29 protein-coding genes are annotated in these 23,584 nt (G+C 70.1%); 16 read left to right on the forward strand and 13 right to left on the reverse strand.

Annotated features, from left to right (window positions below):
* Positions 1-98 precede the first annotated feature (98 nt).
* Entirely contained in the window at positions 99-608 is a 510-nt protein-coding gene (locus BDK92_RS38140; RefSeq protein ID WP_121161345.1) for a GNAT family N-acetyltransferase, read from the forward strand.
* 21 nt (positions 609-629) lie between these two features.
* On the opposite strand, the gene BDK92_RS38145 is transcribed toward BDK92_RS38140, so the two are convergent.
* The gene (locus tag BDK92_RS38145; protein ID WP_121162908.1) at positions 630-929 is read right to left on the reverse strand and encodes a hypothetical protein; all 300 of its coding nucleotides are present in this window, start codon (positions 927-929) and stop codon (positions 630-632) included.
* Between the two features lie 271 nt (positions 930-1,200).
* Between BDK92_RS38145 and BDK92_RS38150 the strand changes: the two genes are divergently transcribed.
* The 3 genes from BDK92_RS38150 to BDK92_RS38160 all read left to right on the forward strand — a co-directional run bounded on the left by BDK92_RS38150 (position 1,201) and on the right by BDK92_RS38160 (position 2,953).
* Complete coding sequence (locus tag BDK92_RS38150) at positions 1,201-2,145, forward strand: universal stress protein (RefSeq protein ID WP_121162909.1); 945 nt, start codon at positions 1,201-1,203, stop codon at positions 2,143-2,145.
* 95 nt (positions 2,146-2,240) lie between these two features.
* Positions 2,241-2,450 (forward strand): phosphatidylethanolamine-binding protein, encoded by a 210-nt coding sequence (locus tag BDK92_RS38155; RefSeq protein ID WP_121161347.1) that lies wholly within the window; start codon positions 2,241-2,243, stop codon positions 2,448-2,450.
* 80 nt (positions 2,451-2,530) lie between these two features.
* On the forward strand, positions 2,531-2,953 hold the full coding sequence (locus BDK92_RS38160) for a hypothetical protein (RefSeq protein ID WP_121162910.1): 423 nt from the start codon (positions 2,531-2,533) through the stop codon (positions 2,951-2,953).
* An 86-nt stretch (positions 2,954-3,039) separates the two neighbouring features.
* Here the strand turns inward: BDK92_RS38160 and BDK92_RS38165 are convergent, their stop codons facing one another.
* On the reverse strand, positions 3,040-3,234 hold the full coding sequence (locus BDK92_RS38165) for a hypothetical protein (RefSeq protein WP_121161349.1): 195 nt from the start codon (positions 3,232-3,234) through the stop codon (positions 3,040-3,042).
* 133 nt (positions 3,235-3,367) lie between these two features.
* On the opposite strand from BDK92_RS38165, the gene BDK92_RS38170 reads away from it, so the two are divergent.
* Complete coding sequence (locus BDK92_RS38170; RefSeq protein WP_121161351.1) at positions 3,368-4,039, forward strand: HhH-GDP family DNA glycosylase; 672 nt, start codon at positions 3,368-3,370, stop codon at positions 4,037-4,039.
* Between the two features lie 22 nt (positions 4,040-4,061).
* Here the strand turns inward: BDK92_RS38170 and BDK92_RS39515 are convergent, their stop codons facing one another.
* Both BDK92_RS39515 and BDK92_RS38175 read right to left on the reverse strand, forming a co-directional pair.
* A complete protein-coding gene (locus BDK92_RS39515) occupies positions 4,062-4,232 on the reverse strand; it encodes a hypothetical protein (RefSeq protein ID WP_170208843.1) in 171 nt (56 codons plus the stop codon).
* A 104-nt stretch (positions 4,233-4,336) separates the two neighbouring features.
* The gene (locus BDK92_RS38175; protein ID WP_121161353.1) at positions 4,337-5,674 is read right to left on the reverse strand and encodes a hemolysin family protein; all 1,338 of its coding nucleotides are present in this window, start codon (positions 5,672-5,674) and stop codon (positions 4,337-4,339) included.
* Positions 5,675-5,751: 77 nt separating this feature from the next.
* Between BDK92_RS38175 and BDK92_RS38180 the strand changes: the two genes are divergently transcribed.
* Positions 5,752-6,900, forward strand: coding sequence for an SRPBCC domain-containing protein (locus BDK92_RS38180; RefSeq protein WP_147457285.1), 1,149 nt, complete (start codon positions 5,752-5,754; stop codon positions 6,898-6,900).
* Positions 6,901-6,921: 21 nt separating this feature from the next.
* Here BDK92_RS38180 and BDK92_RS38185 read toward each other — a convergent pair whose 3' ends face one another.
* The 3 genes from BDK92_RS38185 to BDK92_RS38195 all read right to left on the reverse strand — a co-directional run bounded on the left by BDK92_RS38185 (position 6,922) and on the right by BDK92_RS38195 (position 9,311).
* On the reverse strand, positions 6,922-7,119 hold the full coding sequence (locus tag BDK92_RS38185) for a hypothetical protein (protein ID WP_121161357.1): 198 nt from the start codon (positions 7,117-7,119) through the stop codon (positions 6,922-6,924).
* A gap of 6 nt (positions 7,120-7,125) precedes the next feature.
* Positions 7,126-7,752, reverse strand: a complete 627-nt coding sequence (locus BDK92_RS38190) for a carbonic anhydrase (RefSeq protein ID WP_121161359.1) — start codon at positions 7,750-7,752, stop codon at positions 7,126-7,128.
* Positions 7,753-7,916: 164 nt separating this feature from the next.
* Positions 7,917-9,311: a hypothetical protein gene (locus BDK92_RS38195; RefSeq protein ID WP_121161361.1), complete on the reverse strand. Its 1,395-nt coding sequence runs from the start codon at positions 9,309-9,311 to the stop codon at positions 7,917-7,919.
* 164 nt (positions 9,312-9,475) lie between these two features.
* Between BDK92_RS38195 and BDK92_RS38200 the strand changes: the two genes are divergently transcribed.
* Genes BDK92_RS38200 through BDK92_RS38220 form a run of 5 tightly spaced genes read left to right on the forward strand, consistent with a single transcriptional unit; the run spans position 9,476 to position 13,388 of the window.
* Positions 9,476-10,138, forward strand: coding sequence for a glycosyltransferase family 2 protein (locus BDK92_RS38200; protein WP_121162911.1), 663 nt, complete (start codon positions 9,476-9,478; stop codon positions 10,136-10,138).
* Positions 10,135-10,836 carry a TIGR04282 family arsenosugar biosynthesis glycosyltransferase gene (locus BDK92_RS38205; protein WP_246017460.1) on the forward strand — a complete coding sequence of 234 codons (702 nt, stop codon included), beginning with the start codon at positions 10,135-10,137 and terminating at the stop codon, positions 10,834-10,836. Before BDK92_RS38200 ends, BDK92_RS38205 begins: the two co-directional genes overlap by 4 nt.
* A gap of 4 nt (positions 10,837-10,840) precedes the next feature.
* Positions 10,841-11,953 (forward strand): molybdopterin-dependent oxidoreductase, encoded by a 1,113-nt coding sequence (locus BDK92_RS38210; RefSeq protein ID WP_121161363.1) that lies wholly within the window; start codon positions 10,841-10,843, stop codon positions 11,951-11,953.
* Positions 11,953-12,414 carry a hypothetical protein gene (locus tag BDK92_RS38215; protein WP_121161365.1) on the forward strand — a complete coding sequence of 154 codons (462 nt, stop codon included), beginning with the start codon at positions 11,953-11,955 and terminating at the stop codon, positions 12,412-12,414. The genes BDK92_RS38210 and BDK92_RS38215 overlap by 1 nt, the downstream gene beginning before the upstream one ends.
* Positions 12,411-13,388 (forward strand): magnesium transporter CorA family protein, encoded by a 978-nt coding sequence (locus BDK92_RS38220; RefSeq protein WP_121161367.1) that lies wholly within the window; start codon positions 12,411-12,413, stop codon positions 13,386-13,388. Before BDK92_RS38215 ends, BDK92_RS38220 begins: the two co-directional genes overlap by 4 nt.
* 78 nt (positions 13,389-13,466) lie before the next feature.
* Here the strand turns inward: BDK92_RS38220 and BDK92_RS38225 are convergent, their stop codons facing one another.
* The gene (locus tag BDK92_RS38225) at positions 13,467-14,396 is read right to left on the reverse strand and encodes a hypothetical protein (RefSeq protein WP_246017461.1); all 930 of its coding nucleotides are present in this window, start codon (positions 14,394-14,396) and stop codon (positions 13,467-13,469) included.
* 273 nt (positions 14,397-14,669) lie between these two features.
* Between BDK92_RS38225 and BDK92_RS38230 the strand changes: the two genes are divergently transcribed.
* Both BDK92_RS38230 and BDK92_RS38235 read left to right on the forward strand, forming a co-directional pair.
* Positions 14,670-15,014 carry a hypothetical protein gene (locus BDK92_RS38230; protein ID WP_121161369.1) on the forward strand — a complete coding sequence of 115 codons (345 nt, stop codon included), beginning with the start codon at positions 14,670-14,672 and terminating at the stop codon, positions 15,012-15,014.
* Positions 15,011-15,670: a nucleotidyl transferase AbiEii/AbiGii toxin family protein gene (locus BDK92_RS38235; protein ID WP_246017462.1), complete on the forward strand. Its 660-nt coding sequence runs from the start codon at positions 15,011-15,013 to the stop codon at positions 15,668-15,670. The genes BDK92_RS38230 and BDK92_RS38235 overlap by 4 nt, the downstream gene beginning before the upstream one ends.
* Positions 15,671-15,763: 93 nt before the next feature.
* Here BDK92_RS38235 and BDK92_RS38240 read toward each other — a convergent pair whose 3' ends face one another.
* Positions 15,764-16,390 carry a hypothetical protein gene (locus BDK92_RS38240; protein WP_121161371.1) on the reverse strand — a complete coding sequence of 209 codons (627 nt, stop codon included), beginning with the start codon at positions 16,388-16,390 and terminating at the stop codon, positions 15,764-15,766.
* 302 nt (positions 16,391-16,692) lie between these two features.
* Between BDK92_RS38240 and BDK92_RS38250 the strand changes: the two genes are divergently transcribed.
* Complete coding sequence (locus tag BDK92_RS38250) at positions 16,693-17,208, forward strand: LURP-one-related/scramblase family protein (protein ID WP_121161375.1); 516 nt, start codon at positions 16,693-16,695, stop codon at positions 17,206-17,208.
* Positions 17,209-17,236: 28 nt separating this feature from the next.
* Here the strand turns inward: BDK92_RS38250 and BDK92_RS38255 are convergent, their stop codons facing one another.
* The 3 genes from BDK92_RS38255 to BDK92_RS38265 form a co-directional block, all read right to left on the reverse strand.
* On the reverse strand, positions 17,237-17,629 hold the full coding sequence (locus BDK92_RS38255; RefSeq protein WP_121161377.1) for a VOC family protein: 393 nt from the start codon (positions 17,627-17,629) through the stop codon (positions 17,237-17,239).
* Positions 17,630-17,889: 260 nt separating this feature from the next.
* Positions 17,890-18,516 carry a hypothetical protein gene (locus BDK92_RS38260; RefSeq protein WP_121161379.1) on the reverse strand — a complete coding sequence of 209 codons (627 nt, stop codon included), beginning with the start codon at positions 18,514-18,516 and terminating at the stop codon, positions 17,890-17,892.
* A gap of 484 nt (positions 18,517-19,000) precedes the next feature.
* Complete coding sequence (locus BDK92_RS38265; protein ID WP_121161381.1) at positions 19,001-19,627, reverse strand: hypothetical protein; 627 nt, start codon at positions 19,625-19,627, stop codon at positions 19,001-19,003.
* A 588-nt stretch (positions 19,628-20,215) separates the two neighbouring features.
* Here BDK92_RS38265 and BDK92_RS38270 point away from each other — a divergent pair.
* The gene (locus BDK92_RS38270; RefSeq protein ID WP_121161383.1) at positions 20,216-22,018 is read left to right on the forward strand and encodes a bifunctional metallophosphatase/5'-nucleotidase; all 1,803 of its coding nucleotides are present in this window, start codon (positions 20,216-20,218) and stop codon (positions 22,016-22,018) included.
* Between the two features lie 161 nt (positions 22,019-22,179).
* A complete protein-coding gene (locus tag BDK92_RS38275) occupies positions 22,180-22,905 on the forward strand; it encodes an alpha/beta fold hydrolase (protein WP_211349531.1) in 726 nt (241 codons plus the stop codon).
* A 30-nt stretch (positions 22,906-22,935) separates the two neighbouring features.
* Here BDK92_RS38275 and BDK92_RS38280 read toward each other — a convergent pair.
* Positions 22,936-23,584: endonuclease/exonuclease/phosphatase family protein (locus tag BDK92_RS38280; RefSeq protein WP_121162915.1), on the reverse strand; the 649-nt coding region annotated here is incomplete at its 5' end.

Raw genomic sequence — 23,584 nt, forward strand, 5'->3', positions numbered from 1 at the left:
CCCAGTGGAGCGGGCCTCGACGGCGAGCAGAACCGGCGATCGTCGTAGCGTCGTGGTGTACTCCGGCGAGCTTTGGGGAGCGAGGACCGGGAGAGTTCATGCGGCTACGAAATGTCCGGGCGGACGACGTCGAGGCGTACGTCCGGATGCGTTGCGACCCGGTCATGATGGCCGAGCTCGGCGGTCCGCTTCCCCGGGAGGGGATGGAGGAGAAGGTGGCGCGGGACGCGCGCGGCGCGGCGGCCGACCTCGACTGGATCCGGATGATCGTGCCGGACGACGACGTTCCGGAGGTGGTCGCCGGGACGGTGACGCTCTGGGCGCACGAGACCGACGGCGAGCCGGTCTCGGAGATCGGTTGGATGGTGCTACCCGAGTTCCAGGGGCGGGGACTGGCCAAGCGGGCCGTCCGGATGCTGCTGGAGCAGGCGCGCGACGACGGACGATGGGGGCCGGTGCACGCCTACCCGGCGACCGCGAACGGCCCGTCGAACGGCATCTGCCGTTCCCTCGGCTTCCGGCTGGTCGGGGAACGTGACATGCCGTTCGCCGGGCGGATGCTCCGGTCCAACGACTGGGTCATCGACCCCGGCCTCGACCTCGTCTGACCCGGGGCGCCCAGGGCCCGGTCAGGGGAGACGCCCGTCGAGCATCACCCCTTCCTCCGAACTGACCAGTTCGTCGACCAACTCGAAGAACGCCTGGATGTACGGCCGGTTCCCGCCCTTCGCCCGGGACGCGGCAAGGTCCTCCGGAGAACGCCAGAACACGATGTCGAGCCACTCGTTGTCCGGCAACTGGATCAGCCGGGCGTCGAGGAAGCCCTTCCGGTCGGCCTCGAAGTCGCGCAGCATCGCCGGTCGCGCGGCCAACAGTTCCTCGGCCCGCGCGGATGACACGCGGAACCGGGTGAGTTCTACGGTTACCATCGTCGCCCCCATGGTGATCGTGGTGGTCCTCCGGCGCGACCAGCACTCGTACGAGACCCTGACGCCGGCCCCGTGGTTGCTCCCGGACCGGCGCGACGCAGACGGGCACAACGAGCAGACTATCGGCATCAACTCGAACGAAACGGGCGAATCGGCGGTGGCGTGCCGCCGTTCGTCGCCGCCAGAGCGGGGTACCCCACTTCTCCCCGACCTGAGCCGACCCACCACCGAATCCCACCCCCAGCCGCATCCCAGCCGCAGGAGGGGAAGCATGGAACCGACCAGCACCTCGCCGGTGGTCGTCGGCGTCGACGGGTCATCCACCGGACTGGCCGCCGTCCACCTGGCCGCCGACGCGGCCGTACGGCGCAGTCGACCGCTCCGCGTCGTACACGCCTTCGTCTGGCCCAAACTGCGCGTTTCGGGAAAGCCGTCTCCTGCCGGGCCGGCCGAGGGCGGCCTCCGTCACCAGGCCGAGCGGGTGGTGACCGAGGCTGTCGCCGAAGCCCGTGCCGCCGCGCCCGGTTTGCCGGTCTATGGCGAGGTCGTCGCCGGCTTCGCCACCGCGGTCCTGGTCGGCGAGTCCACCCGGGCCGACCTCGTGGTGGTCGGCGACCACGGCCTCGGCGGCCTGACCAGCCTCATCATCGGCTCCGTCGCGGTACAGGTCACCACACACGCCGCCAGCCCGGTGCTCGTCGCACGCGGTCGCCCCGATCCCTCCGGCCCGGTGGTGGTCGGCATCGACGGCTCGGGGCTCTCCGCGAAGGCGATCGCGTTCGCGGTCGAGGAAGCCTCGGTACGGCGGACGCACGTGGTCGCGGTGCACGCGTACCGGCATCCCGTCTCAACCCAGGCGGGAGACGTACTACCGGTCGTGCACGACCGGGAGGCGCTCCGCGACGACGAGGGGCGGGTCCTCGCCGAGTCCGTCGCCGGCTGGCGGGAGCGCTACCCGCAGGTGGAGATCAGCCGACGACTGATGCCGGGCCGGGCCGCACCGGCGCTGGTGGAACTCTCCCGCTACGCCCAACTCGTCGTGGTCGGCGGGCACGGGCGCGGCGCGCTCACCGGGCTGCTGCTCGGCTCGGTGAGCCAGCACGTGCTGCACCACGCGGAGTGCCCGGTCGCGGTCGTCCCCCACCCCGCCCCGATCACGGAACCACGCTTTCGGACCATCGCCGACAGCGACCCGCACACCCACCCACGGCCATGACCGGGGACAGCGTCCGTCCCTCGGTGAATGGCCCCCACCAGGGCGGGTAGACAGCCCCGGTACGCCGTCGGACACAACGGAACGGGGGCAACCCAATGCCAGGACCACGACCGGGCAGTCACGCGTACGACGTCGAACGGGCACGGCTGCGCAAACTCATCGAGGATTCCGGACGCGCCGCCGACAAGGGCGCCAACACCGTCGCGAACCAGGTCCTACAGGACGACCGTGGCCAGCGCGGTGTACTGCGCAGCGAACGGGGACGAGGTCCGAGGGGCGAACGCGGACGCGGCGAGCGGAAGTGACCGTGGGGCCGTACGGCAACGCACGGGTGGACCACGCACAGGCCGCACTTGACGGGGCGATCGCCGGCACGGTGGGCACGATGGCACTGAACGCCGCCACATACCTGGACATGACGTACCGGGGCCGGGCGGCGAGCAGTACGCCGGAGCAGACCGTGGGGCGGCTCGCCGACGCCGTACACCTGAATCTCGGATCCGAGGACCGGGCGGCGAACCGCCGCTCGGCCCTCGGGACTCTGCTCGGGTACGGCACCGGGGTGGGCACCGCCGTACTGATCTCCGTGCTGGGTGCCGGGCGGCGGTGGCCACTTCCGGTCGCCGCCCTGCTCCTCGGTGGAGGGGCGATGTTCTCCGCCGACGCCACCCTGGCCGGCCTGAAGGTCAGCGACCCTCGGACCTGGAGCCGCTCGGACTGGCTCTCCGACGCGCTCCCGCACCTCGCCTACGGCTTTGCCGCTGCCGCCACCTGGTACCGGCTGGGCCGGTCGCGCCGGTCACGTTGACCGTGCACGCCGAATCGCGCCCAGCCGGACACCGTCGCGCCCGCTACCGCTCACGGCACCGGGCGGACGGTGGAACCTCGGCGCTACTACTGGTGGTCGTGTTCACCGGCCTCGGCCACCGGCCGGGGCGAGGGGCCGTACGGCGAGACCTGCTCCGGCGGAACCGGTCGCGCCCCACCACCGGAACTCTGGCGCGAGTCGCCGGGACGTGGACCCTTACTGTCCTGCACGGTCGGGTTCTTCCCGTTGCGTCGCATTTCAGGCTGCTGCACGTTCGTCATCACTGTCTCCCTCCGCGCTGGGCACCGATACGGGGACCGCACCGGCCCGCACCCCACCGATTACCCGTGGGCCCGCCCGACATGCCGGCGCTCCCACCGGGGTACCGGCGCCGCCGGCGGGTACGCAGAGGGCATGAGTGACGATCGTGAGGTGGTCAGGGCGCTGCTCGACCGGTACGGCCAGACCTACGCCGAGCAGGCGGGCATCGACCTGGCCGACCGCCCGCAGCCGCTGTACCAACTGCTGGTCCTGACCAACCTGCTGAGTACGCGGATCCGGGCGAGCGTGGCGATCGCCGCCGCCCGGGAACTCTTCAGCGCCGGATACCGGTCACCGCAGCAGATGGCGGGAGCGAACCGGCGGAGTCTGCTGGCCGCACTGGGCCGGGGTCACTACCGGCGGTACGACGAGCGGACGGCGACCATGCTCGTCGAGGGAGCCCGGCTCTGCCAGGAGCGGTGGCACGGTGACCTACGTCGGCTCCGCGAGGAGGCGAACGGGGATCCACCGGCGTTGCGCCGGTTGTTGACCGAGTTTCCCGGTATCGGACCCACCGGCGCCGAGATCTTCCTACGGGAGGTACAGGCGGTCTGGCCGGAGCTGCGTCCGTACGCCGACCGACGGGTGGGAACCGGCGCACAACGCCTCGGGCTGCCCGCCTCGGCGGACAAACTCGGCGGCCTGACCGGCGGTGCCGATTTCGCCCGGCTCGCCTCCGCCCTGGTCCGGGTCTCGCTGGGCGAGCAACCGATCGACGACCGGGAACTCTCCGGGGAGCTGGCCCGGGCGGTCGCGGTCCGCTGACTTGTCGTCCCGCCGCCCCCGGTCAGCTCACCGAGGTGTTGCCGGGCTTCGTGAGGTGCCACACGATCAGGGCCGCCACCACCGCGAGCGCCAGGATGGCGTTGGTGACGCCACGACCGTCGCTGGTGCCGAAGAAGATCACCGCCAGCCCCGCCAGCACGGAGAGAAAAGTACGTAATCCCTTATTTTTCACGCGATTCACCGTAATCGCTTGGCCTGGTCACGTCCGCCACTCGGGCGCACCATGACCCGAACGGGGCGGCGGGTCGTCGTTCGACCCGCCGCATCCCTCGACGCTCAGCGTGGCTCGGGTGCGCGATCCCCGGAGTCCCGCTCCCCCGGGTTGCCTCCGGTCTCGGCGCACAGGCGTACGGTCCGGATGGCGTGCCCGGCGACCTCGACCACCTGCGCGGTCCACCCGGACAGCCGGAGTGTCTCCCCCGGCTCGGTCGGCAGGTGCCCCAACCGGGCCAGCATCAGCCCGGCCAGGGTGGTGTACTCGCCGGTCAGCGGGACCCGCAGGTTGACGCCGAGGTCGGGCAGGTCGTGCAGTGGGAAAGCACCCGGGACCAGCAACGCTCCGTCCGGTTCCCGGACCACCGACTCCACATCCCGGTCGGTCTCGTCGTACAGCTCACCGACCACCTCCGCCAGCAGGTCCTCCATCGTGATCAGCCCGTCGGTGGCGCCGCGCTCGTCCACCACCAGGGCGAGTTGGTGGCGTTGCTGACGCAGCTGTCGCATCGCGTCGGCCACGCGCAGCGTCTCGGGCAGGAACACCGCCGGCCGGGTCCGCTCGCCGACGCTGCGCCCACCGCCGACCAGGTCCCGGATGTGCACCACCCCGACCACGTCGTCGAGCCCCGACGGCCCGGTCACCGGGGCACGGGACCTACCGGTCTCGGCCAGCAGGTGCAGCCCTTCGTCGATCGACATCGCCGCGGGCAGGCTGGTGACCTCACCCCGAGGCACCAGGATCTCCCGCAGGGTACGGTCGGCGATCTCGAACGCGCCGCTGAGGATCTCCCGCTGCTGCGGCGACACCCCCCGCTGGCTCACCACCAGCTCGCGCAGTTCGTCGGGATTGATGTCCTCCCTGGTGGCGCGCGGGTCAGCCCGAAAGATCCGGACCACCAGGTCGGTGGCGACGCTGAGCAACCAGACCACGGGCCGTACGACGGTCGCGAACAGGTCCAACGGCCGGGCGACCAGCAGTCCCCACCGCTCGGCCCGCTGCATCGCGATTCGCTTGGGCGCCAGTTCGCCGAGGACCAGCGTGACAAAGGTGAGTACGGCGGTCACCAGCACGACCGCCACCGGTCGGGCGGCGCTGCCGAGGAAGCCCAGGGGGCCGATCAGCGGCTGGGCGAGCGACACCGCCGCTGCCGCGCTGGCGAGGAAACCGGCCAGGGTGATGCCGATCTGGGTGGTGGCCAGAAACCGGTTCGGGTCGCGGGCCAGCCGGGCCAGGGTGCGCCCGCTCCGCGAGCCGCGGGCCAGCCCACGCATCTGGCCTTCGCGCAACGAGACCAGCGCCATCTCACTGCCAGCGAAAGCCGCATTGATCAAGACCAGCAGCAGCACCAGGCCCAGTTCGGTGAGATGTCCACCCACGACCTCCGGCCTCCCATCCATCCCTGAGGCCACCTAACCGCAGCCGTCCCACCCGCCGGGCCGGTTTGCCCGGACAAGTGGGTCGGTACAGTCACGCGGTGACCGATATCCGGACAGAGGCTGAACTGCGCCACCCCGTGTCCCGGGTGTGGCGTGCGCTGACCGACGCGCAGCTCCTCGGGCAGTGGCTCGGCGCCACCGACCTACAGCCCGAAGCGGGCGCCCCGTTCGAACTCACGCCGATCGACCTGCCAGGAGTCGAGGGCGAGGTCAACGGCGCGGTGGTCGAGGTCGTCGAACCGCAGCGGCTGGTGCTGCGCTGGCGTGAGGACGGCGTACGCGTACTGGTGAGCTTCGAGCTGATCGAGACCGAACAGGGTTGCCTGATCACCGTACGGCAGTCGGGGACGGACGGGCACTGGACGTCCGAGCAGGAGGAGCAGCGCCAGCAGGCGTACGGCCAACTGCTCTCCGGCCCGCTGCCGGCCGTGCTCGACTGGCTTGCCTTCCGCGAGGTGGACTTCACCTCGGAAACCGCCGAAGCCGACGGGGCCGCCGCCGGTGCGGCCCAGGGGGCCGTCACGGCGAACCGTGACCCGGAGCAACGGCGGCGACGCCTGGTCGGTGGCCTGATCGGCACCGCCATCGTGGTCGGCGCGGCCATGGTGGTCGGCGCGCTCATCCGTCCCACCGCCGACCCGACCACAGCGGCGGCGATCCCACCGTCGGGCGCCCCGGCCAGCGACGGCAGCGCCACCGGCGGACCACCGTCGCCGGCCGTGAGCGGCGCGGCGTCGTCGTCCCGTAGCGGTACGTCCGCGCCGTCGGCGACCACGACGGCATCGGCGAGCCCGTCCACCACACCCTCGGCCGGAACGCCCTCCACCCAGCCGGCCACCGCCAACCCGCCGGCCGGCGCCGCCGCCCCGCCCGCACAGCCGAACCTCGACGCCCGCTACACCCGGGCCTCCAGCGAACTGCTCGGTTACACCGGCGAGATCGTGGTGACGAACTCGGGCAACGCCAAGGCGACGCAGTGGGTCGTCACCGTCGTGCTCGACGGTGGCGCCACGGTCGCGGACGTCTCCGGTGCCAGGTACGACCAGAAGGGGCGGACCGTGACGTTCACCGGTGACTCCGTCGCCGCCGGTGCGACGGCCAGGTTCAGGTTCCAGGTCAACGCGGCGCTGAGCGAGCGGCAGCCGCAGAGCTGCCGGATCGGTGATCGCCCGTGTAGCGGGCTGTGACGCGGCCGCCGTACCCGGCCGTCACATCTCCTCCAGGTCGTCGAGCTCGATCCCCTGGATCATCAGCCAGCGGGCCAGCCCCGTCATGCCGAGCAGCCACAGCGGCGCGGACTCGGTGGTGCCGTTGGTGGCGTAGACGGCGAACCGAAGATCCGGTGCGCGGATCACCTCGATCCGCCACCGGTGATTCTGGTCCCGCCAGGTCGCCACCGGGTCCATCGGCCGTCACACTCCGAAACCGCCCACACGCCGTACGCTACCCTCGGCCAGCCGGTAAGAAAGGCCGACCACACCACAACGGCCATCGGCCAACCGCTCGGCGATCACCGACGAACGGTGCGCCAGCATGTCGACGGTGTAACGGACGTGCTCCTCGACCGCCACGTCAGGATCTTCCGCAGCCTGGTCCCGTACCGGGAGCACGCTGAGCATCACCCGTTCCACCACGTCCCGCATGAATCCGGCCGGAGTGATGCCCTGCTCGATCGCGGCCAGGGTGGCGGCGATCGCCCCGCAGGAGTCGTGCCCCAGAACGGCGATCAACGGGGTGTCCAGCACGGCGATCCCGTACTCGATGCTGCCCAGCACCTCTGGTCCGACCACGTGTCCGGCGGTCCGGACGACAAACAGGTCGCCTAGTCCCCGGTCGAAGATGATCTCGGCGGCCAGACGTGAGTCGGAACAGCCGAACAGGACCGCGAACGGCCGCTGCGCCGGGGCGAGCGCGGTACGCCGGTCCGCGTCCTGGTGCGGGTGGAGCCGGTTGCCGCTGATGAAGCGCTTGTTCCCCTCGAGGAGCAACTCCAGCGCCGCCGACGGGGTCGCCGGCCCCTCCAGACTCGTCTCCAACATCGGTCTCTCCTACCGTCAGCCGGGCGCCCGGCACCCGGCACCTGCCGCGGCTGACCGGCCGGGAATCGCCCCGCACACCGTACTCGCGAGCAGGACCAAACCGGCGTAGGTGAGCAGCCATCGTGGCGGTCGTAACACCTCCGGCGTGTCGGAGACGTCACCGTTCACCACACCGTCCAGACCAGGTGGTTGACCGCGAGCGCGGTGACCGCCTGGAGGGCCAGCCAACCGCGACGGTGATCCGACGGCAGCAGCGCGGCGGCGGCGGGCAGCCAGACCGCGAACGGCAACCAGATCCGCTCCACCTCGGCCTTGCTCATCCCGGACAGGTCGGCCAGCACGATCGCGAGCGAGGCGGCCAGGGCCAGCGCGACCGGGGCGGTCGACAACCGGGCGGCGACCGCGCGGACCCGAGCCGGCCCGGTGCGCCCTGGCACCCGGAGCGCCCGTACCGCGCGGCGAAGCGCGGGCGCGCAGGCCGGTCCGGTGGCGAGCACCAGCGCGGCGAGGTTGGCCCAGACCCAGTACGCGTACGGCCGCTCCCGGGCAATCCCCTGGTAGTAGCGCTCGACCACCAACCGGTACCCGTCGTACCACCAGAACCCGGCCTCGACGAACCCCACGACCACGGCTGCCACTGCGAGCAGCAGCGCAACGGCCGGCCAGATCCGGCGGCTCACCAGCAGCACGGCGCCCGCCAGCGGGGCGACCAGCACCAGACCGTACGAGAGGAACACCCCGAAGCCGAGCAGCAGGCCAGCCGCCAACGCCACCAGCACTCCGAATGGTTGCCCCCGTGCGGACCGGGCGGCGACGGCGAGCAGGGCGACCCCGGTCGCGGTCACCCCGGCGAAGATCGCGTCGGCGGAGGCGCCCCACCAGACCGCGCCCGGGAAGAGCACCACGAACGGCAGCGCCGCCCGTGCCGCCCGCTCGTCCCCGAGGGCGCGGACGGTGACCGGCACCGCGACCGCTGTCGCCGCCCCGACCGCGACGCAGAACAGCGCCGCCCAGCCACCGCCGGCCAGCCCGCCCCGGTCGAGCCAGACGAAGACCAACAGGGCGCCGGGTGGGTGACCCGAGACGTGGGTGGCCCAGGAGTCGGGTTGGAAGTCCAGGATCCGGCCGGCGAACTCCCGCACCATCGCGGGGGCGTCGGTCACCCCCGGCACCTCGGCGAGGTACTCGGCGTCCAGAGTGAGACGGGTGGTCAGGCCGACTCGCACGCCGTCGACCAGGGCCAGTGAGAGGATCCAGGCGACCGCGGTCACGTACCCGGCGACCAGCAGGGTCGGCCAGCGCAGCCGGACGGCGAGCCGGGGCCCGTACCCGACGGCAAGCGCCGCGACCAGTAGCGCCAGTGGCGTACCAGGGCCCAGGTGCGGCCCCCAGGTGGCGAAGAGCGGCGCGGCGCCGGCGTGGATCGGCACCCCGGCCCGGCGGAGCCACCAGCCGACGGCCGCGGCGCAGCCGACCAGCAACAGCGCGACCAGGGCGGCCAGGGCGTCGGCGCCGACGTGGCGGCGCCCGGCGCGGGTCCTCTCCGGCGCCTGCTGCACGCGGCCACGCTACCGACGCGGGTCGGCCGCCGGGGCCGGAACCGACGAGCGGGCGGGTACGGCGAGCCGCCGCGCCGGTCGGCACCGGCGAGCCCACGCCGACGGCGTTTAAACCTGCTGGCAATGGCTAACTGCGGCTCACCTACGCAGTACGAGGAGTGGCCGTGACCCAATCCCATCGGGTGGATGTGGTGCTGCCCTGCCTCGACGAGGCGGCGGCACTACCCGACCTGCTGCGCCGGCTCCCCGACGGCTACCGGGCGATCGTGGTCGACAACGGGTCGCGGGACGGGTCGCCGGAGGTGGCGGCCCGGCACGGCGCGTACGTGGTGACCGAGGCGCGGCGCGGTTACGGGGCGGCCGTCGACACCGGTCTGCGGGCGGCGACCGCGGAGATCGTCTGTGTGATCGACGCCGACGGCTCACTTGACCCGGGCGCGTTACCGCTGCTGGTCGCGCTGGTCGAGCAGGGCGCCGCCGACCTCGCCGTCGGGCGTCGGGTTCCGGTCGGGCGGGGTGCCTGGCCGTGGCACGCGCGCGCCGCCAACCTGGCCCTGGCGGCGCTGATCCGGCGGCGTGGAGCACCCGTGCACGACATCGCCCCGGTCCGCGCGGTACGCCGTACCGACCTGTTGGGCCTCGACGTACGCGACCGGGCGTTCGGTTATCCGCTGGAGTTGCTGACCCGGGCGGCGGCGGCCGGCTGGCGGATCGTGGAACGGCCGGTGCTCTACCGGCCCCGCGCCGCCGGGACCTCCTCGAAGGTTTCCGGTTCCGTACGTGGCAGCCTGCGGGCGGCCCGCGACATGGCCAGGGTGCTGGCGTGAGCGCCGCCGATCCGGTGCTCCTGGTGCTCGCGAAGGCACCGGTGCCCGGGGCGGTCAAGACCCGGCTCTCTCCCCCGGCGACCCCGGAACAGGCCGCCGAGATCGCCGCCGCCGCGCTGCTCGACACACTCGACACGGTCGCCGCCACCCCGGCGGTGACCCCGGTCATCGCCCTCTCCGGCGACCTCTCGGTGGCCCGCCGGGGTGCGGAGATCCGCCGGGCGCTGTCCGGCTGGACAGTGCTGGAACAGCGCGGACCGACCTTCGCCGAACGGCTCGTCGCCGCGTACGCCGACGTCGGCGCACGGTTCCCCGGCCGGCCGGTGCTGCAGATCGGGATGGACACCCCGCACCTGCACTGGAGCCTGCTGGACGCCGCCGCCCGGCGGCTCGACGGTGGGGCGCGGGCGTTACTCGGCACCGCGCTCGACGGCGGCTGGTGGGCCCTGGGGCTGGGCGACCCGGACGACGCCCGGGTGCTGCGCGCCGTACCGACCTCCAGGCCGGACACCGGCGCCCTCACCCGTCGCGCGCTGAGCGAGCACGGCCTGCGGGTCGAGCCACTGCCCCCGATGTCCGACGTCGACACCATGGCCGACGCGGTCACGGTCGCCGCCACGGTGCCCGGTGGACGGTTCGCCGCCGCCGTGTTCGACCTGCGCGAGTCGTGGCTGGTGCCGTTGCGGGACCAGGCGTGACCAGGTGAGGCTCCGGTTACCGCGCGAGCGGGACTTCACCGCCCCGGCGCATGACGTACGGGTCGCCGCACGGCTCGGGCTGGCGCTCGGGGTGACGTTCGGGCTCTGCTTCGCCACCGGGCTGCTCTCCCATGCCGGCCAGCACGGTTCGTGGTGGCCGACCCGGCCGGTCGACTTCTACCGGATCACCCAGGGGGTGCACGTACTCTCCGGGATCGTCGCCGTACCGCTGCTGCTGGCGAAGCTCTGGAGCGTGTACCCACTGCTCTTCGCCCGGCCGGTGGTCCGTTCGGTGTGGCACGCGCTGGAACGGGGGTCGCTGTTCGTACTGGTCGCCGCCGCTTTCTTCCAACTAGCGACCGGCCTGTTCAACAGCGCGCAGTCGTACCCATGGCTGTTCCCGTTCGTGCCGACGCACTACGCGGTCGCCTGGGTGGCGATCGGCGCACTCGGCATCCACATCGCCGCCAAGCTGCCGAAGATCCGCGACGGACTGGGTCGGGCGTTGGGGCGGTCGGCCCCGGGAGCAGGCGGACTGAGTCGGCGGGGATTTCTGGCCACCACCGGGTTCGCCGCCGTGGCGGCGCTGGTCGCCACGGCCGGGGCGACGGTGCCCTGGCTCTACCGTGTCTCACCGTTGAGCTGGCGTGCCGCCCGGGGACCGCAGGGGCTGCCGATCAACCGGACCGCGACCGCCGCCGGAGTGGCGCGGGTCGGACCGGACTGGCGGCTGACGGTCAGCTGGCCGGGCGGGACCAGGCAGCTCGACCGGGCGGAACTCGTCGCGCTGCCCCAGCGGACCGCGACCCTGCCGATCGCCTGCGTCGAGGGGTGGAGCGCGACCGCCACCTGGACCGGCGTCGTGGTCGCGGACCTGCTCGGTGCGGTCGGGGCGCCGACCGGCCGGGTCGAGGTCGAGTCGCTGGAGCGGACCGGGGCGTACCGGACAAGTGTGCTGCTGCCGGGGCACGTCCGGGACCGGCTCACCCTGCTCGCGCTCCGGATCAACGGTACGGAACTGAGCCTCGACCACGGCTACCCGTGCCGGATCATCGCGGCGACCAGACCGGGTGTCACGCAGACCAAGTGGGTCACCGGGCTGCGGGTACGGCCGTGATGCCGGCGCGGGTGCTGTTGGCGGCGGTCGGGGCGGGAACCCTCGGCTACGGCGGCTGGCTGCTCTGGGCGCAGGTCGTGTGGCAGCCGGACTTCGTACTCTCGTTGGCCGGGTGGTTGGTCGTCGGGCCGGTGGCACACGACTCGTTGGTGGTCCCGGTGACCGCCCTCGGCGCGGCGCTGCTCGCCCGTACCCTGCCCTCGCCGTGGCGGCACGCGGTCGTCGCCGGCCTGGTCGCCAGCGGGGTTCTGCTGCTGGTGGGGATTCCGCTGCTCACCCGACCGATGGCGGCACCGCCCAACCCCGGCTTGGACGACCGGAACTACTGGCCCGGGCTGCTGCTGTTCCTGTTGGTGCTCTGGGCACTACTGCTCGCGGTGACCGCCGCCTACACCGGGGCGGTCGGGGCACGGCGCCGACACCGACGCCACCCGGTGGTCTCCGAAGGGGACGAGCGATGAGCAGCCGCAGCCGGCTCTACCTCGACGGCAAGTTGGTCGCGGAGAACTTCCCGTCGACCGAGGTCGCCGCCCGCCTGGACGGGACCGAGCGCTCCTTCGCGTGGCTCGACCTGTGCCGCCCGAGCCCGCAGGAGATCGCCCTGCTGACCGAGGAGTTCGGGATGCACCCGCTGGCGGTCGAGGACGCGGTGCAGCAGGCGCAGCGGGCCAAGCTGGACCGGTACGACTCGCACCTGTTCCTCAACACGTACATGGCGGAACTGCACCCGGACGGCGGGTTGGACACCGCCGAGGTGGCGGCGTTCATCAACCAGCGGGTGCTGATCACGGTCCGGTACGACGAGCGGTTCGACGTCAACCAGTTGCTGAGCCGCTGGGACGAGAACGCCGAACTGGCCCGCTACGGCGTTGCGTTCCTGATCTACGGCCTGGTGGACGCCCTGGTCGACGGTCACTTCGAGTCGGTGCAGCAGCTCGACCAGTCACTGGTGGCGCTGCAGAGCGCGATGTTCCGCCCGCACCGGGAGTCGTACACGCAGTTGCAGGAACGTACGTTCGTCGGCCGACGCGACCTGGTCCGGCTGCGCCAGGTGGCGCTGCCGATGCGGGAGGTGGTCAACTCGATGATGCGGCCGACCATGCACCTGGTCAGCTCGCCGATGCTGCCGTACTTCCAGGACGTCTACGACCACGTGTTGCGGGTGATCGAGTGGACCGAGTCGCTGCGTGACCTGAACAACGCGATGCTCGAGACAAACATGATGTTGCAGAACAACACCATGAATCTGATCGTCAAGCAGGTCACCAGCTGGGCGGCGATCATCGCGGTGCCGACCGCGATCACCGGTTTCTTCGGCCAGAACGTGGCCTTTCCCTGGCCGCACACGTTGCCCGAGTTCATCGTGTCGACGGCAGTTACGGTCGGCGTCGCGGTCGCCCTGTTCCTGGTCTTCAAACACCGCAGATGGCTCTGATCCGCGGGCGGGACCCCGGACAGACCGCTGGCCGGGTCCCCGAACGGGGGCCCGGCCAGCGTGGTGCTCGTTACCGACTCACCTGTTGCTCCACAGGTCCTGCACGATGTGCGCGGCCTGGTTCTCCCACTGCGCGTACGCGAACGGGAAGGCCGAGACCTGCACGGTCTGCGCCGCCTGGGTCAGCGGCATGTTCTGCCACCCGTTCACCCGCTTGAGGCCGTTGAAGAAGGCCGAAGCGGCGTAGTCCGGGTCGGTTACCTGGGACGGCGTACCCCAGCCCGACGACGGACGCTGCTGGAACAGGCCCAGCGAGTCATGGTCGTTGAAGGAGCCCAGGTGACCCAGGTTCTCCAACTTCGACTCCTGCAGTGAGGTGGCGACGCCGATGACAGCGCCACGCTCACCGACGCCCTCACGCTTGGCGGTCTGCACGATCGCCCGGGCGTTGTCCCACTGGTCATCGGAGAGCGGCGTGGAGACCTGCTGGCCCTGCGTGCCGTACGGGATCAGCTCGTCCAGGCTTGGCTTCTCGGCCGGCTTCTCGGCGACCTTGCGCATCGGTGAGTCGCCTGCCTTGGGGGCGGCCGCCCGGGCCTGCCCGGCAGAGTCCGTGGTCGCCCGTCCGGCGTCCGGAGTCGGCTGCCCGACCAGCGGCTTCACGTCGGTCTTGTCCGCCACGACCGCCTGCCGCAGTTGCGCCGCGGCGGCCGGGTTGACGTTCGGCGAGGTCGAGTCGCCCGAGGCGAGCGCGGGTCCGGCGGCCAGACCGCCGACGGCCGCGACACCGGCGACGGTGAGAACCGCCTTGCGACGGTTGCCCTCGACGAGCCGACCCAGGTCGAGCCGGCGGATCTGGTGCTGCGTCAGACCGCGCAGGTCGGTCTGTAGCGCCTTGGCCTGTTCCAGCCGGCGACCGAGGTCGGCCTGCTCGATCTTGGTCTGGGCGTACTGGCGAAAATCGGTCTGCGTGATGGCCGGGAGCCATCGAGTGAAGCGGGTCTTCACGATGGGAGCCCTTCCGTTGGGGGTGAACACTCCGTGGGGAGCGAACCCGGGGGGGGTGACTCACTCCGCGAGGAGAAGTCCGGGGCAAAACAACACGCCCGGCAGGTGCTGCTCGGGCGTACGCAATGTGTAACGGGCCCGCCCCATCCGACATTCCGGATATGAGCGGTTGGCCAGAATTCAGCGCGGACACGACCGCCAGTGAATCCGTCATAACGGACACGACGGACGGCCTTGGCCCTGATCGGACCGGGTACGGGCTACGCTCTCCCCATGCTCGGCACCCACACGACCACGGCCGGCGTTGCCTTCCTGGCCCGCCCGGGACGCCCCGCCGTGGTGACACGCACCGTCGCCGAGCTGAACGGTCCCGTCAGCGGCCAGGTCGAACTGCCGTTGCGGCTCATGTGGTGCCCGGACCGGACCTTCGACCTGACCGACCCGGACCAACTGCTCTGGATGTACGAGAACGTGCTGCGCGAAGCCACCCGTACCGATGACCTACGGCGACTCATCAACGGCGCCCTGCTGCGGCGGGTGTGGCCGGAACTGAACCTGCCGCACGGCGTCCGGCGGGCCTGGGAGACCCGGCACCGCTCGTTGCACCGGGCCGCGTGAGCACCGCCCACCTGGGCGACTTCTACCGCGAGGTGGCCCGCGTCGCCCTCTCCGTCGCCGACCGCTACGGGTTCGTACTGGGCGGCGGGGTGGCCTGGGCGGCACACGGCCTGGTCAGCCGTCCCACCGAGGACGTGGACCTGTTCGCCGACGTCGACGGCGCGGCGGGCGCGGCGGCGGCCGAGGTGCGCAACGTGCTCCGGGCCGCCGGCTTCGACGTGCGCGACGAGGATCCGGCGAGCGACCTGGCCAGTCTCTTCGACGGATTCGACCAGGACATGAAGGACTTCGTCGTGAGCCGGGGCGGCCGGCAACTCAGACTGACCCTGGGCCGGCTCGACCGGCACCGGAGCCCGGTGGTGATGGACCTGGGGCCGGTCATGCACGTCCAGGATCTGGTCGCGAGCAAGACCGTCGCCCTGATCACCCGCCGCGAGGTACGCGACTACATCGACATCGCCGCCGCACTCGACGTCTACCGCATCGACGAGTTGCTCGCACTGGCACACGGCTACGATCCGGCGCTCGACCCGGACGACGTTCGCGCCGCCGGCCACTACCTGGATCGGCTGCCCGACCAACGGTTCGCGCGCTACGGCCTCACCACGGACGAGGTACGGGTCGTGCACCAACGCCTGGCGGAATGGCCACGCTGACCGCACCCAGCCCGGTACGGCCGCTGGCCGGGTCCCCCGTGACGGAGGCCCGACCAGCGGCCGTTCTGCTGCTCACTGCTGTGTTACTTGGTCTTACTTGGTCCAGACGTCCTGGACGATGTGGGCGGCCTGGTTCTCCCACTGCGCGTACGCGTCCGGGAACGCCGACACCTGAACCTTCTGCGCCGCCACCGTCAGCGGCAGATCCTGCCAGCCGTCAACCTGCTTCAGGTTGCTCAGGAACGCCGTCGCCGCGTAGGTCGGGTCCGTGATCTGCTCCGGGGTACCCCAACCCGACGACGGGCGCTGCTGGAACAAGCCCAGGGAGTCGTGGTCGTTCATGTCACCCAGATGACCCAGGTTCTCCAACTTCGACTCCTGCATCGAGGTAGCGACCGCGATCACCGCACCACGCTCACCCATACCCAACTTCTTGGCCACATCGGTGATGGCCTTGGCGTTAGCGAGCTGGTCCTTGCTCAACGAGATCTCCGACTGGGCACCCTGGGTGCCGTGCGGCACCAGCTTGTCCATGGCCGGCTTACTGTCAACAACCTGCGCGACCGTGGTCATCGCCGGGGCGGTGTGCACGGCCGGGGACGCGAACGCATGCGACGCGGGACCCGCGACGGCGCCACCAACAAAGGCGAGGCCAGCAACACCAAGAGCGGTCTTACGAACAAACGAAGCTTCAGTAACAGCGGTGAAAGTCGTCTTCACGATGGTTCACCTTCCAATCGGGGGTACCGAGGCGCACACACCAAGGGGGGAAACAGGTGCGTCACTCGGGAAGAAGTACGAGGCCACAGGCCCTCATGAGGCGGGGAGAGAACACTGCCTCGGCGCTGCTCCGGTCGTACGCGATGTATAACGACCCCACCCCCGCCAACATTCCGCCGACCACGCCCCGAACCAAGTTGATCAAGCCCAAAAACCTCGCACCGGGGACAGCCGGAACGACGGGGACGTCCAGCGCAGGCTCCCCGGGTGCCGTCTGGGCGATCCGGTGCGAGGATGCACGGATGTACCTCATTCGTGAGCGGCTCTTCGACATCGGCGACGACTTCGACATCACCGACGACGCGGGCCGCAAGGTCTTCCACGTCAACGGCAAGGTTCTGACCCTGCGCGACAAGCTCGTCATCGAAGACGCAGCCGGCGCGGAGGTCGCCTCGGTACACCGGCAACTGATCGCACTGCGTCGGACGTACACCATCAAGATCGGTGGCGAGAAGGCAGCGGAGGTGCGTAAGAACCTCTTCACGCCGTTCAGGGACAAATACACGATCGACATCCCTGGGCCGCATGACCTGGAGATGCGCGGTGACCTCCTCGACCACGAGTACACGGTGGAGCGGGACGGGCGGGAGGTCGCCTCGGTATCGAAGAGGTGGTTCACGATCCGTGACACGTACGCGGTCAACATCGTGGAGGACGAGGACCACCTGCTGATCCTCGCGGGCGTACTCGCCCTCGACCTCGCGCAGTCCCGAGCTGAGAAGGAGCGCGAGGAGAAGGAACGGAAGAAGGACAACTGACCGCAGCGGCGCCGCCGCACCGGGACTGCTAGACGCTGTGCGGTAAATGGTGGACCAGGCAGAACGGATGCCCTGCGGGATCGGCATAGATGCGCCAACTGCGCTCGTCCGCTGCGACGTCCAACACCGTCGCCCCCAGGGCCAGCACCTGCTCTTGGGCGCGGTCCAGGTCGGCAACACCGAAGTCCAGGTGGAACTGCTGAGGCCGGGCCGGATCAGGCCAAATCGGTGGCCGGTAATCCGCTGCTCGCTGAAAGGCCAGGACAAGGCCGGACGACGTGTGCAACGTCGCCCAGTCGTCGCTGCACGCCCACCGCTGATCCCACCGGTTGACCTCGCCGCCAAGGAGCGCCCGGTAGAACTCGGCAAGTTGAGCCGGATGAGAGCAGTCCAGCACCACACACTGCAGGTCGGCGATCATGGACCGGATCCTAGGCGTTAGCCGCGTTAAACGGCGAGGATCTCCGGGTGGCGGGGCGTTGGCGTTGGCGTTGCACGAGACCTTCGACCGGAGCAATCCGGCCTTCGTCGAACTGCGCAATCAGTGGATCGTGCGCTGCCAGCTCGGTCGCCGACGACGGCGGCGAGGTCAGTTACTGAGCTGACAAAAGGCCGTGGCCCGGTCCCGTGTTATTCGGGGACCCGGGCCACGGCCGGATGCGTCATGTTCCTGCTGGTTGCTTACTTGGTCCAGACGTCCTGGACGATGTGGGCGGCCTGGTTCTCCCACTGCGCGTACGCGTCCGGGAACGCCGACACCTGAACCTTCTGCGCCGCCACGGTCAGCGGCAGGTCCTGCCAACCGTCAACCTGCTTCAGGTTGCTCAGAAACGCCGTCGCCGCATAGGTCGGGTCCGTGATCTGCTCCGGGGTACCCCAACCACTACTCGGACGCTGCTGGAACAAACCCAGGGAGTCGTGGTCGTTCATGTCACCCAGATGACCCAGGTTCTCCAACTTCGACTCCTGCATCGAAGTAGCGACCGCGATCACCGCACCACGCTCACCCATGCCGAGCTTCTTGGCCGTGTCGGTGATGGCCTTGGCGTTAGCGAGCTGGTCCTTCGACAGGCTGATCTCCGACTGAGCACCCTGGGTGCCGTGCGGCACCAGCTTGTCCATGGCCGGCTTGCTGTCAACAACCTGGGCGACCGTGGTCATCGCCGGGGCGGTGTGCTCCACCGGGGCCGCGAACGCGTGCGACGCGGGACCGGCGACAGCACCACCAACAAAGGCGAGGCCAGCGACACCAAGAGCGGTCTTACGAACAAACGAAGCTTCAGTAACAGCGGTGAAAGTCGTCTTCACGATGGTTCACCTTCCAATCGGGGGTACCGAGGCGCACACAAGAAAAGGGGGAAAACAGGTGCGTCACTCGGGAAGAAGTACGAGGCCACAGGCCCTCATGAGGCGGGGGACACCTCGGCGCTGCTCCGGTCGTACGCGATGTATAACGACCCCACCCCCGCCAACATTCCGCCGACCACGCCCCGAACCAAGTCGATCAAGCCCGAAAACCTCGCACCGGAGACATCCATATCCAGTCGGTATCAGGACGCAAGTGCGGAAGCAGAAACACCGACCAGGGGCGCAGAACGGCTCGCGCAAATGGTCCGACGCGTCCGGTTGGACGCTATGCGTCGAGTTCATGGTCGAGCCTCACTGGACGACCGGTCCGACCAACACTCCCGTGATCGCGCGGAATGTGCCGGCGATAGCCAGTCACAGACACCTAGCGAGAAGCCGGGCCCCGTGCGGGGGCCCGGCTTCGCCGTGCTGTTGTGCTGGTTGCTTACTTGGTCCAGACGTCCTGGACGATGTGGGCGGCCTGGTTCTCCCACTGCGCGTACGCGTCCGGGAACGCCGACACCTGAACCTTCTGCGCCGCCACCGTCAGCGGCAGATCCTGCCAACCGTCAACCTGCTTCAGGTTGCTCAGGAACGCCGTCGCCGCATAGGTCGGGTCCGTGATCTGCGCAGGGGTACCCCAGCCACTACTCGGACGCTGCTGGAACAAGCCCAGGGAGTCGTGGTCGTTCATGTCACCCAGATGACCCAGGTTCTCCAACTTCGACTCCTGCATCGAAGTAGCAACCGCGATCACCGCACCACGCTCACCCATGCCGAGCTTCTTGGCCGTGTCCGTGATGGCCTTGGCGTTAGCCACCTGGTCCTTCGACAGGCTGATCTCCGACTGGGCACCCTGGGTGCCGTGCGGGACGAGCTTGTCCATGGCCGGCTTGTTGTCCGCAACCTGGGCGACGGTGGTCATCGCCGGGGCGGTGTGCACGGCCGGCGACGCGAACGCGTGCGACGCGGGACCCGCGACGGCGCCACCAACAAAGGCGAGGCCAGCGATACCAAGAGCGGTCTTACGAACAAACGAAGCTTCAGTAACAGCGGTGAAAGTCGTCTTCACGATGGTTCACCTTCCAATCGGGGGTTCTCCGAACACGCACACAAGGGGGGAAGGCGCGCGTTCTGGAGGAAGAAGTACGAGGCCACAGGCCCTCATGAGGCGGGGAGAGAACACTGCCTCGGCGCTGCTCCGGTCGTACGCGATGTATAACGACCCCACCCCCGCCAACATTCCGCCGACGGCCCCCGCCACCAAGTTGATCAAGCCCAAAAAACCTCGCACCCGAGACAGGGCGGACGGGGTGCAATCTGTGGGCATTGCGTCAAGGACTCGTCGGGCATGTCGCCGTGGTTGGGAGGTGACAGAAGGCTTGTCTGGTTCAGCGCGGAAGACGAGTGATGCCTGATGCCCGGCGGTTGCGACAGAGCCTGACCTATGACGTGCGCCGACAGTGACGGCGACGGTACCGGGCGGCGTGGTCGCGCGTGTACACCGGCCATCCCGATGCGGCCCACACCGGTTTCGGCCAGGTATGCGGTAGGTGACCGGGAGCTGTCACTTCCGCTCCGCACTGGCGCCGTTCCGACCGGATGGTTATCGTGCCGACGACGCCCACGAGGCCCACCCACCGTCATGGAAAGGCGCGTAATGACCTCTCCGTCCGGCCCGTCCCGCCGCCAACTTCTGGTCGCCGCCGCGACAGCTGCCGCCGCAGCACCGCTGGTCGCCGCCGCTCCGGCGCAGGCGCACGGGCCCGCGAAGCCGAAGAGCTGGGACCTCACCGTCCTGGGCACTTCGGACACTCACGGTAACGTCTACAACTGGGACTACTACAAGGATGCCGAGTACGACGACAGCGCGCACAACGATATCGGCGTGGCGAAGCTGACCACGCTCGTCAACCAGATCCGCAAGGAGCGCCGGGGCAAGGCGACCCTGGTGCTGGACGCCGGGGACACGATCCAGGGCACCTCCCTGGCGACGTACTACGCCAAGCAGGAGCCGATCACCTCGACCGGTGAGAAGCACCCGATGGCTCGGGCGATGAACGTCCTCGACTATGACGCCGTCACCCTCGGCAACCACGAGTTCAACTACGGTCTCCCCCTGCTCGACCTTTGGATCCGGCAGCTCGGCTTCCCCGCGCTGGCCGCCAACGCGGTCAACGCCCGTACCGGCAAGCCGGCCTACACGCCGTACGTCATCAAAAAGGTCGACCTCGGTCGGGGCGCGCCGACCTTGCGGGTCGGCATCCTCGGCCTGACCAATCCCGGCGTGGCCATCTGGGACAAGGGCAACGTCGAGGGCAAGCTGCGGTTCGAGGACATGGTCGCCACTGCCGCCAAGTGGGTGCCGGTGATGCGCCAACGCGGTGCCGACATCGTGCTGATCTCCGCGCACGGCGGCGACAGCGGTACCTCCAGCTACGGCCCGGAGCTGCCGAACGAGAACCCGGTCGCGCTGATCGCGCAGCAGGTTCCCGGCATCGACGCGATCCTCTTCGGGCACGCCCACAACGAGGTCGTGGAGCGCTTCGTCACCAACACCGCCACCGGCGTACAGGTGTTGACGTCGGAGCCGTCGCGGTGGGGCCAGCGGCTCACCCGGATGGATTTCACGCTTACCCGGGAACGCAACTGCTGGAAGATCACCAGCAAGCGGGCCACCATGCTGAACACCAACACGGTGGCCGAGGACCCGAAGGTGCTGGCGGCCGTACGCGCCCAGCACAACAAGACGGTGGCGTACGTGAACCAGGTGGTGGCGACCTCCGTGGTCGAGTTGCCGGCCACCGAGTCCCGTTACAAGGACACCCCGATCCTCGACTACATCAACAAGGTGCAGACCGACGTCGTCACCACCGCCCTGGCGGGTACGACGTACGCGAGCCTGCCGGTGCTGTCGATCGCCGCCCCGTTCAGCCGTACCGCGGTCTTCCCGGCCGGTGACGTGAAGATCAAGGACGTGGCCGGGCTCTACATCTACGACAACACCCTCGAGGCGGTCGTGATCAGCGGCGCCGAGGTGAAGGCGTACCTGGAGTACTCGGCCAGGTACTTCCGGACCCTCGGCCCGGGCGCCCCGGTGGATCCCGCGACCCTCAACGACCCGTCGGTGCCGGACTACAACTACGACACCATCTCCGGTGTCGACTACGACATCGACATCAGCCGCCCGGTCGGCCAGCGGATCACCCGCCTGGTGCATCCGGGTACGGAGACGCCGGTGGCCGACGGAGACCAGTTCGTGATCGCGGTGAACAACTACCGGCGAAGCGGTGGCGGCAACTTCCCCGGCATCGTGAAGACCCAGATCTACAACCAGCAGCAGGAGATCCGCCAGCTGCTGATCGACTGGGCGCAGGAGAAGGGCACGATCGACCCGGCCGACTTCTTCGTGCCGAACTGGCGGCTGGTACGCGAGGGCGTACCGGTGGAGTTCCCCGCCTGATCTGGTCCCCGACCCGGGACACGATTGGACGACGTGGAGGGGCACCGCTCGGGTGTCCCTCCACCGCCGGGTCGCTGGTACCGTCCGTACCCATCAATGATCTCTACGCTCCGGACGGCACCCGGCTGGCGTTGCACGACCTCGGCGGTGCCGGCTCACCGGTGCTTCTGCTGCCCGGGCTCTGCGGCTACGCCGGCGAGTGGTCGGCTACGGCCGCCTGGCTGACCGACACGCACCGGGTGTACGCGCTCGACCCGCGCGGGCACGGCGACAGCGAGCGCCGACCGAAGGACGTCTCCCGGACCGCCCACGTGGCCGACGCGGCGGCAGCCCTCGGGCTCGTCGGCCCGGCCGTCCTGGTCGGGCAGTCACTCGGCGGACACACCGCCCTGCTCACCGCCGCCCGCCATCCCAGGTTGGTGACCCGACTGGTCCTGGTGGAGGCAGGTCCGGCGGGGGACGGACCCGGGGACGACAGCGCCGACGCCATCGAGCGCTGGCTCGCCGACTGGCCGGTCCCGTTTCCGGGCCGGGCCACCGCAGCCGAGTATCTCGGCGGCGGCCTGGTCGGGTCGGCCTGGGCCGGCGGGCTACGGGAGCATGCGGACGGCTGGTACCCGGCGTTCGACCGGGACATCATGGTCGCCACCGTCGCCGGTGCCGCGGAGCCCCGCTGGGACGAGTTCGAGCAGGTCGTCTGCCCGACCCTGCTGGTCAAGGGCGAGCGGGGTTTCATGAGCGCCGACGAGTACACGCGGATGGGACGGCACCCGATGCTCACCGCCGTGGAGGTGCCGGGGGCCGGGCATGACGTACACCTGGACAGCCCCGACGCGTGGCGGGCCGCACTCACCGCATTCCTGGGTGGCTCCGCCGGGGAGCCCTGACCGGCGGTCGACGCCGGCGTCGCACGGCGGTCAGAACCGCAGCCGAGCGCCGATCGGTAGGTGGTCGCTTCCGGTCGCGGGCAGGGACCAGACGTCGGTGACGGTGGCCGCGCGAGCCATGACCTGGTCGATTCGGGCAACCGGCAGGGCGGCCGGCCAGCTGAACGCGAAATCCGACCCGGCCGAGGTCAGCTCCGCTCGGACCGGGTCCAGTCCACGGTCGTGCACCGTGCTGTTCAGGTCGCCCATCAGGATGACCCGATCCAACCGTTCGGCACTGAGCTCGTCGCCGAGCAGGACGGCGCTCTGGTCCTGCCGCGCGGTACCGAAACCGTCGGGTAGCCCGAGACGGACCGAGGGCAGGTGGGCCACGTACACGGCGACGTCGCCCCAGGGCGTACGCGCGGTGGCCCGCAGCCCCCGATCCCAGCCCGCCCCGACTCCGTCGGGTCTGATGTCGAGCAGCCGGGCGTCGGTGAGCGGATACCTCGACCAGAGCCCGACGGTGCCGTACACCGTGTGATGGGGGTATTCCGGGGCCAGGGTCGCCGCGTACGCGGGCAGCGCGGCCGGCGTCACCTCCGCCAGGCCGACGAGGTCGGGCCGGACCGTCATGAGTGCCTTCGCCGTGCCCGCCGGGTCCGGGTTCTCGTCGCTGACGTTGTGCACGACCGCGGTG

This window comes from Micromonospora pisi, from assembly GCF_003633685.1.
GTDB lineage: Bacteria > Actinomycetota > Actinomycetes > Mycobacteriales > Micromonosporaceae > Micromonospora_G > Micromonospora_G pisi.

Bases quoted from the DNA above. Each gene is read 5' to 3' on its own strand.
- BDK92_RS38190 (WP_121161359.1), bottom strand. From the start codon at position 7,752: ATGTTGGAGACGAGTCTGGAGGGGCCGGCGACCCCGTCGGCGGCGCTG.
- BDK92_RS38140 (WP_121161345.1), top strand. From the start codon at position 99: ATGCGGCTACGAAATGTCCGGGCGGACGACGTCGAGGCGTACGTCCGG.
- BDK92_RS38150 (WP_121162909.1), top strand. From the start codon at position 1,201: ATGGAACCGACCAGCACCTCGCCGGTGGTCGTCGGCGTCGACGGGTCA.
- BDK92_RS38250 (WP_121161375.1), top strand. From the start codon at position 16,693: ATGTACCTCATTCGTGAGCGGCTCTTCGACATCGGCGACGACTTCGAC.
- BDK92_RS38230 (WP_121161369.1), top strand. From the start codon at position 14,670: ATGCTCGGCACCCACACGACCACGGCCGGCGTTGCCTTCCTGGCCCGC.
- BDK92_RS38175 (WP_121161353.1), bottom strand. From the start codon at position 5,674: ATGGATGGGAGGCCGGAGGTCGTGGGTGGACATCTCACCGAACTGGGC.
- BDK92_RS38220 (WP_121161367.1), top strand. From the start codon at position 12,411: ATGAGCAGCCGCAGCCGGCTCTACCTCGACGGCAAGTTGGTCGCGGAG.
- BDK92_RS38270 (WP_121161383.1), top strand. From the start codon at position 20,216: ATGACCTCTCCGTCCGGCCCGTCCCGCCGCCAACTTCTGGTCGCCGCC.
- BDK92_RS38255 (WP_121161377.1), bottom strand. From the start codon at position 17,629: ATGATCGCCGACCTGCAGTGTGTGGTGCTGGACTGCTCTCATCCGGCT.
- BDK92_RS38165 (WP_121161349.1), bottom strand. From the start codon at position 3,234: ATGACGAACGTGCAGCAGCCTGAAATGCGACGCAACGGGAAGAACCCG.
- BDK92_RS38170 (WP_121161351.1), top strand. From the start codon at position 3,368: ATGAGTGACGATCGTGAGGTGGTCAGGGCGCTGCTCGACCGGTACGGC.
- BDK92_RS38145 (WP_121162908.1), bottom strand. From the start codon at position 929: ATGGTAACCGTAGAACTCACCCGGTTCCGCGTGTCATCCGCGCGGGCC.
- BDK92_RS38215 (WP_121161365.1), top strand. From the start codon at position 11,953: ATGCCGGCGCGGGTGCTGTTGGCGGCGGTCGGGGCGGGAACCCTCGGC.
- BDK92_RS38155 (WP_121161347.1), top strand. From the start codon at position 2,241: ATGCCAGGACCACGACCGGGCAGTCACGCGTACGACGTCGAACGGGCA.
- BDK92_RS38160 (WP_121162910.1), top strand. From the start codon at position 2,531: ATGGCACTGAACGCCGCCACATACCTGGACATGACGTACCGGGGCCGG.
- BDK92_RS38185 (WP_121161357.1), bottom strand. From the start codon at position 7,119: ATGGACCCGGTGGCGACCTGGCGGGACCAGAATCACCGGTGGCGGATC.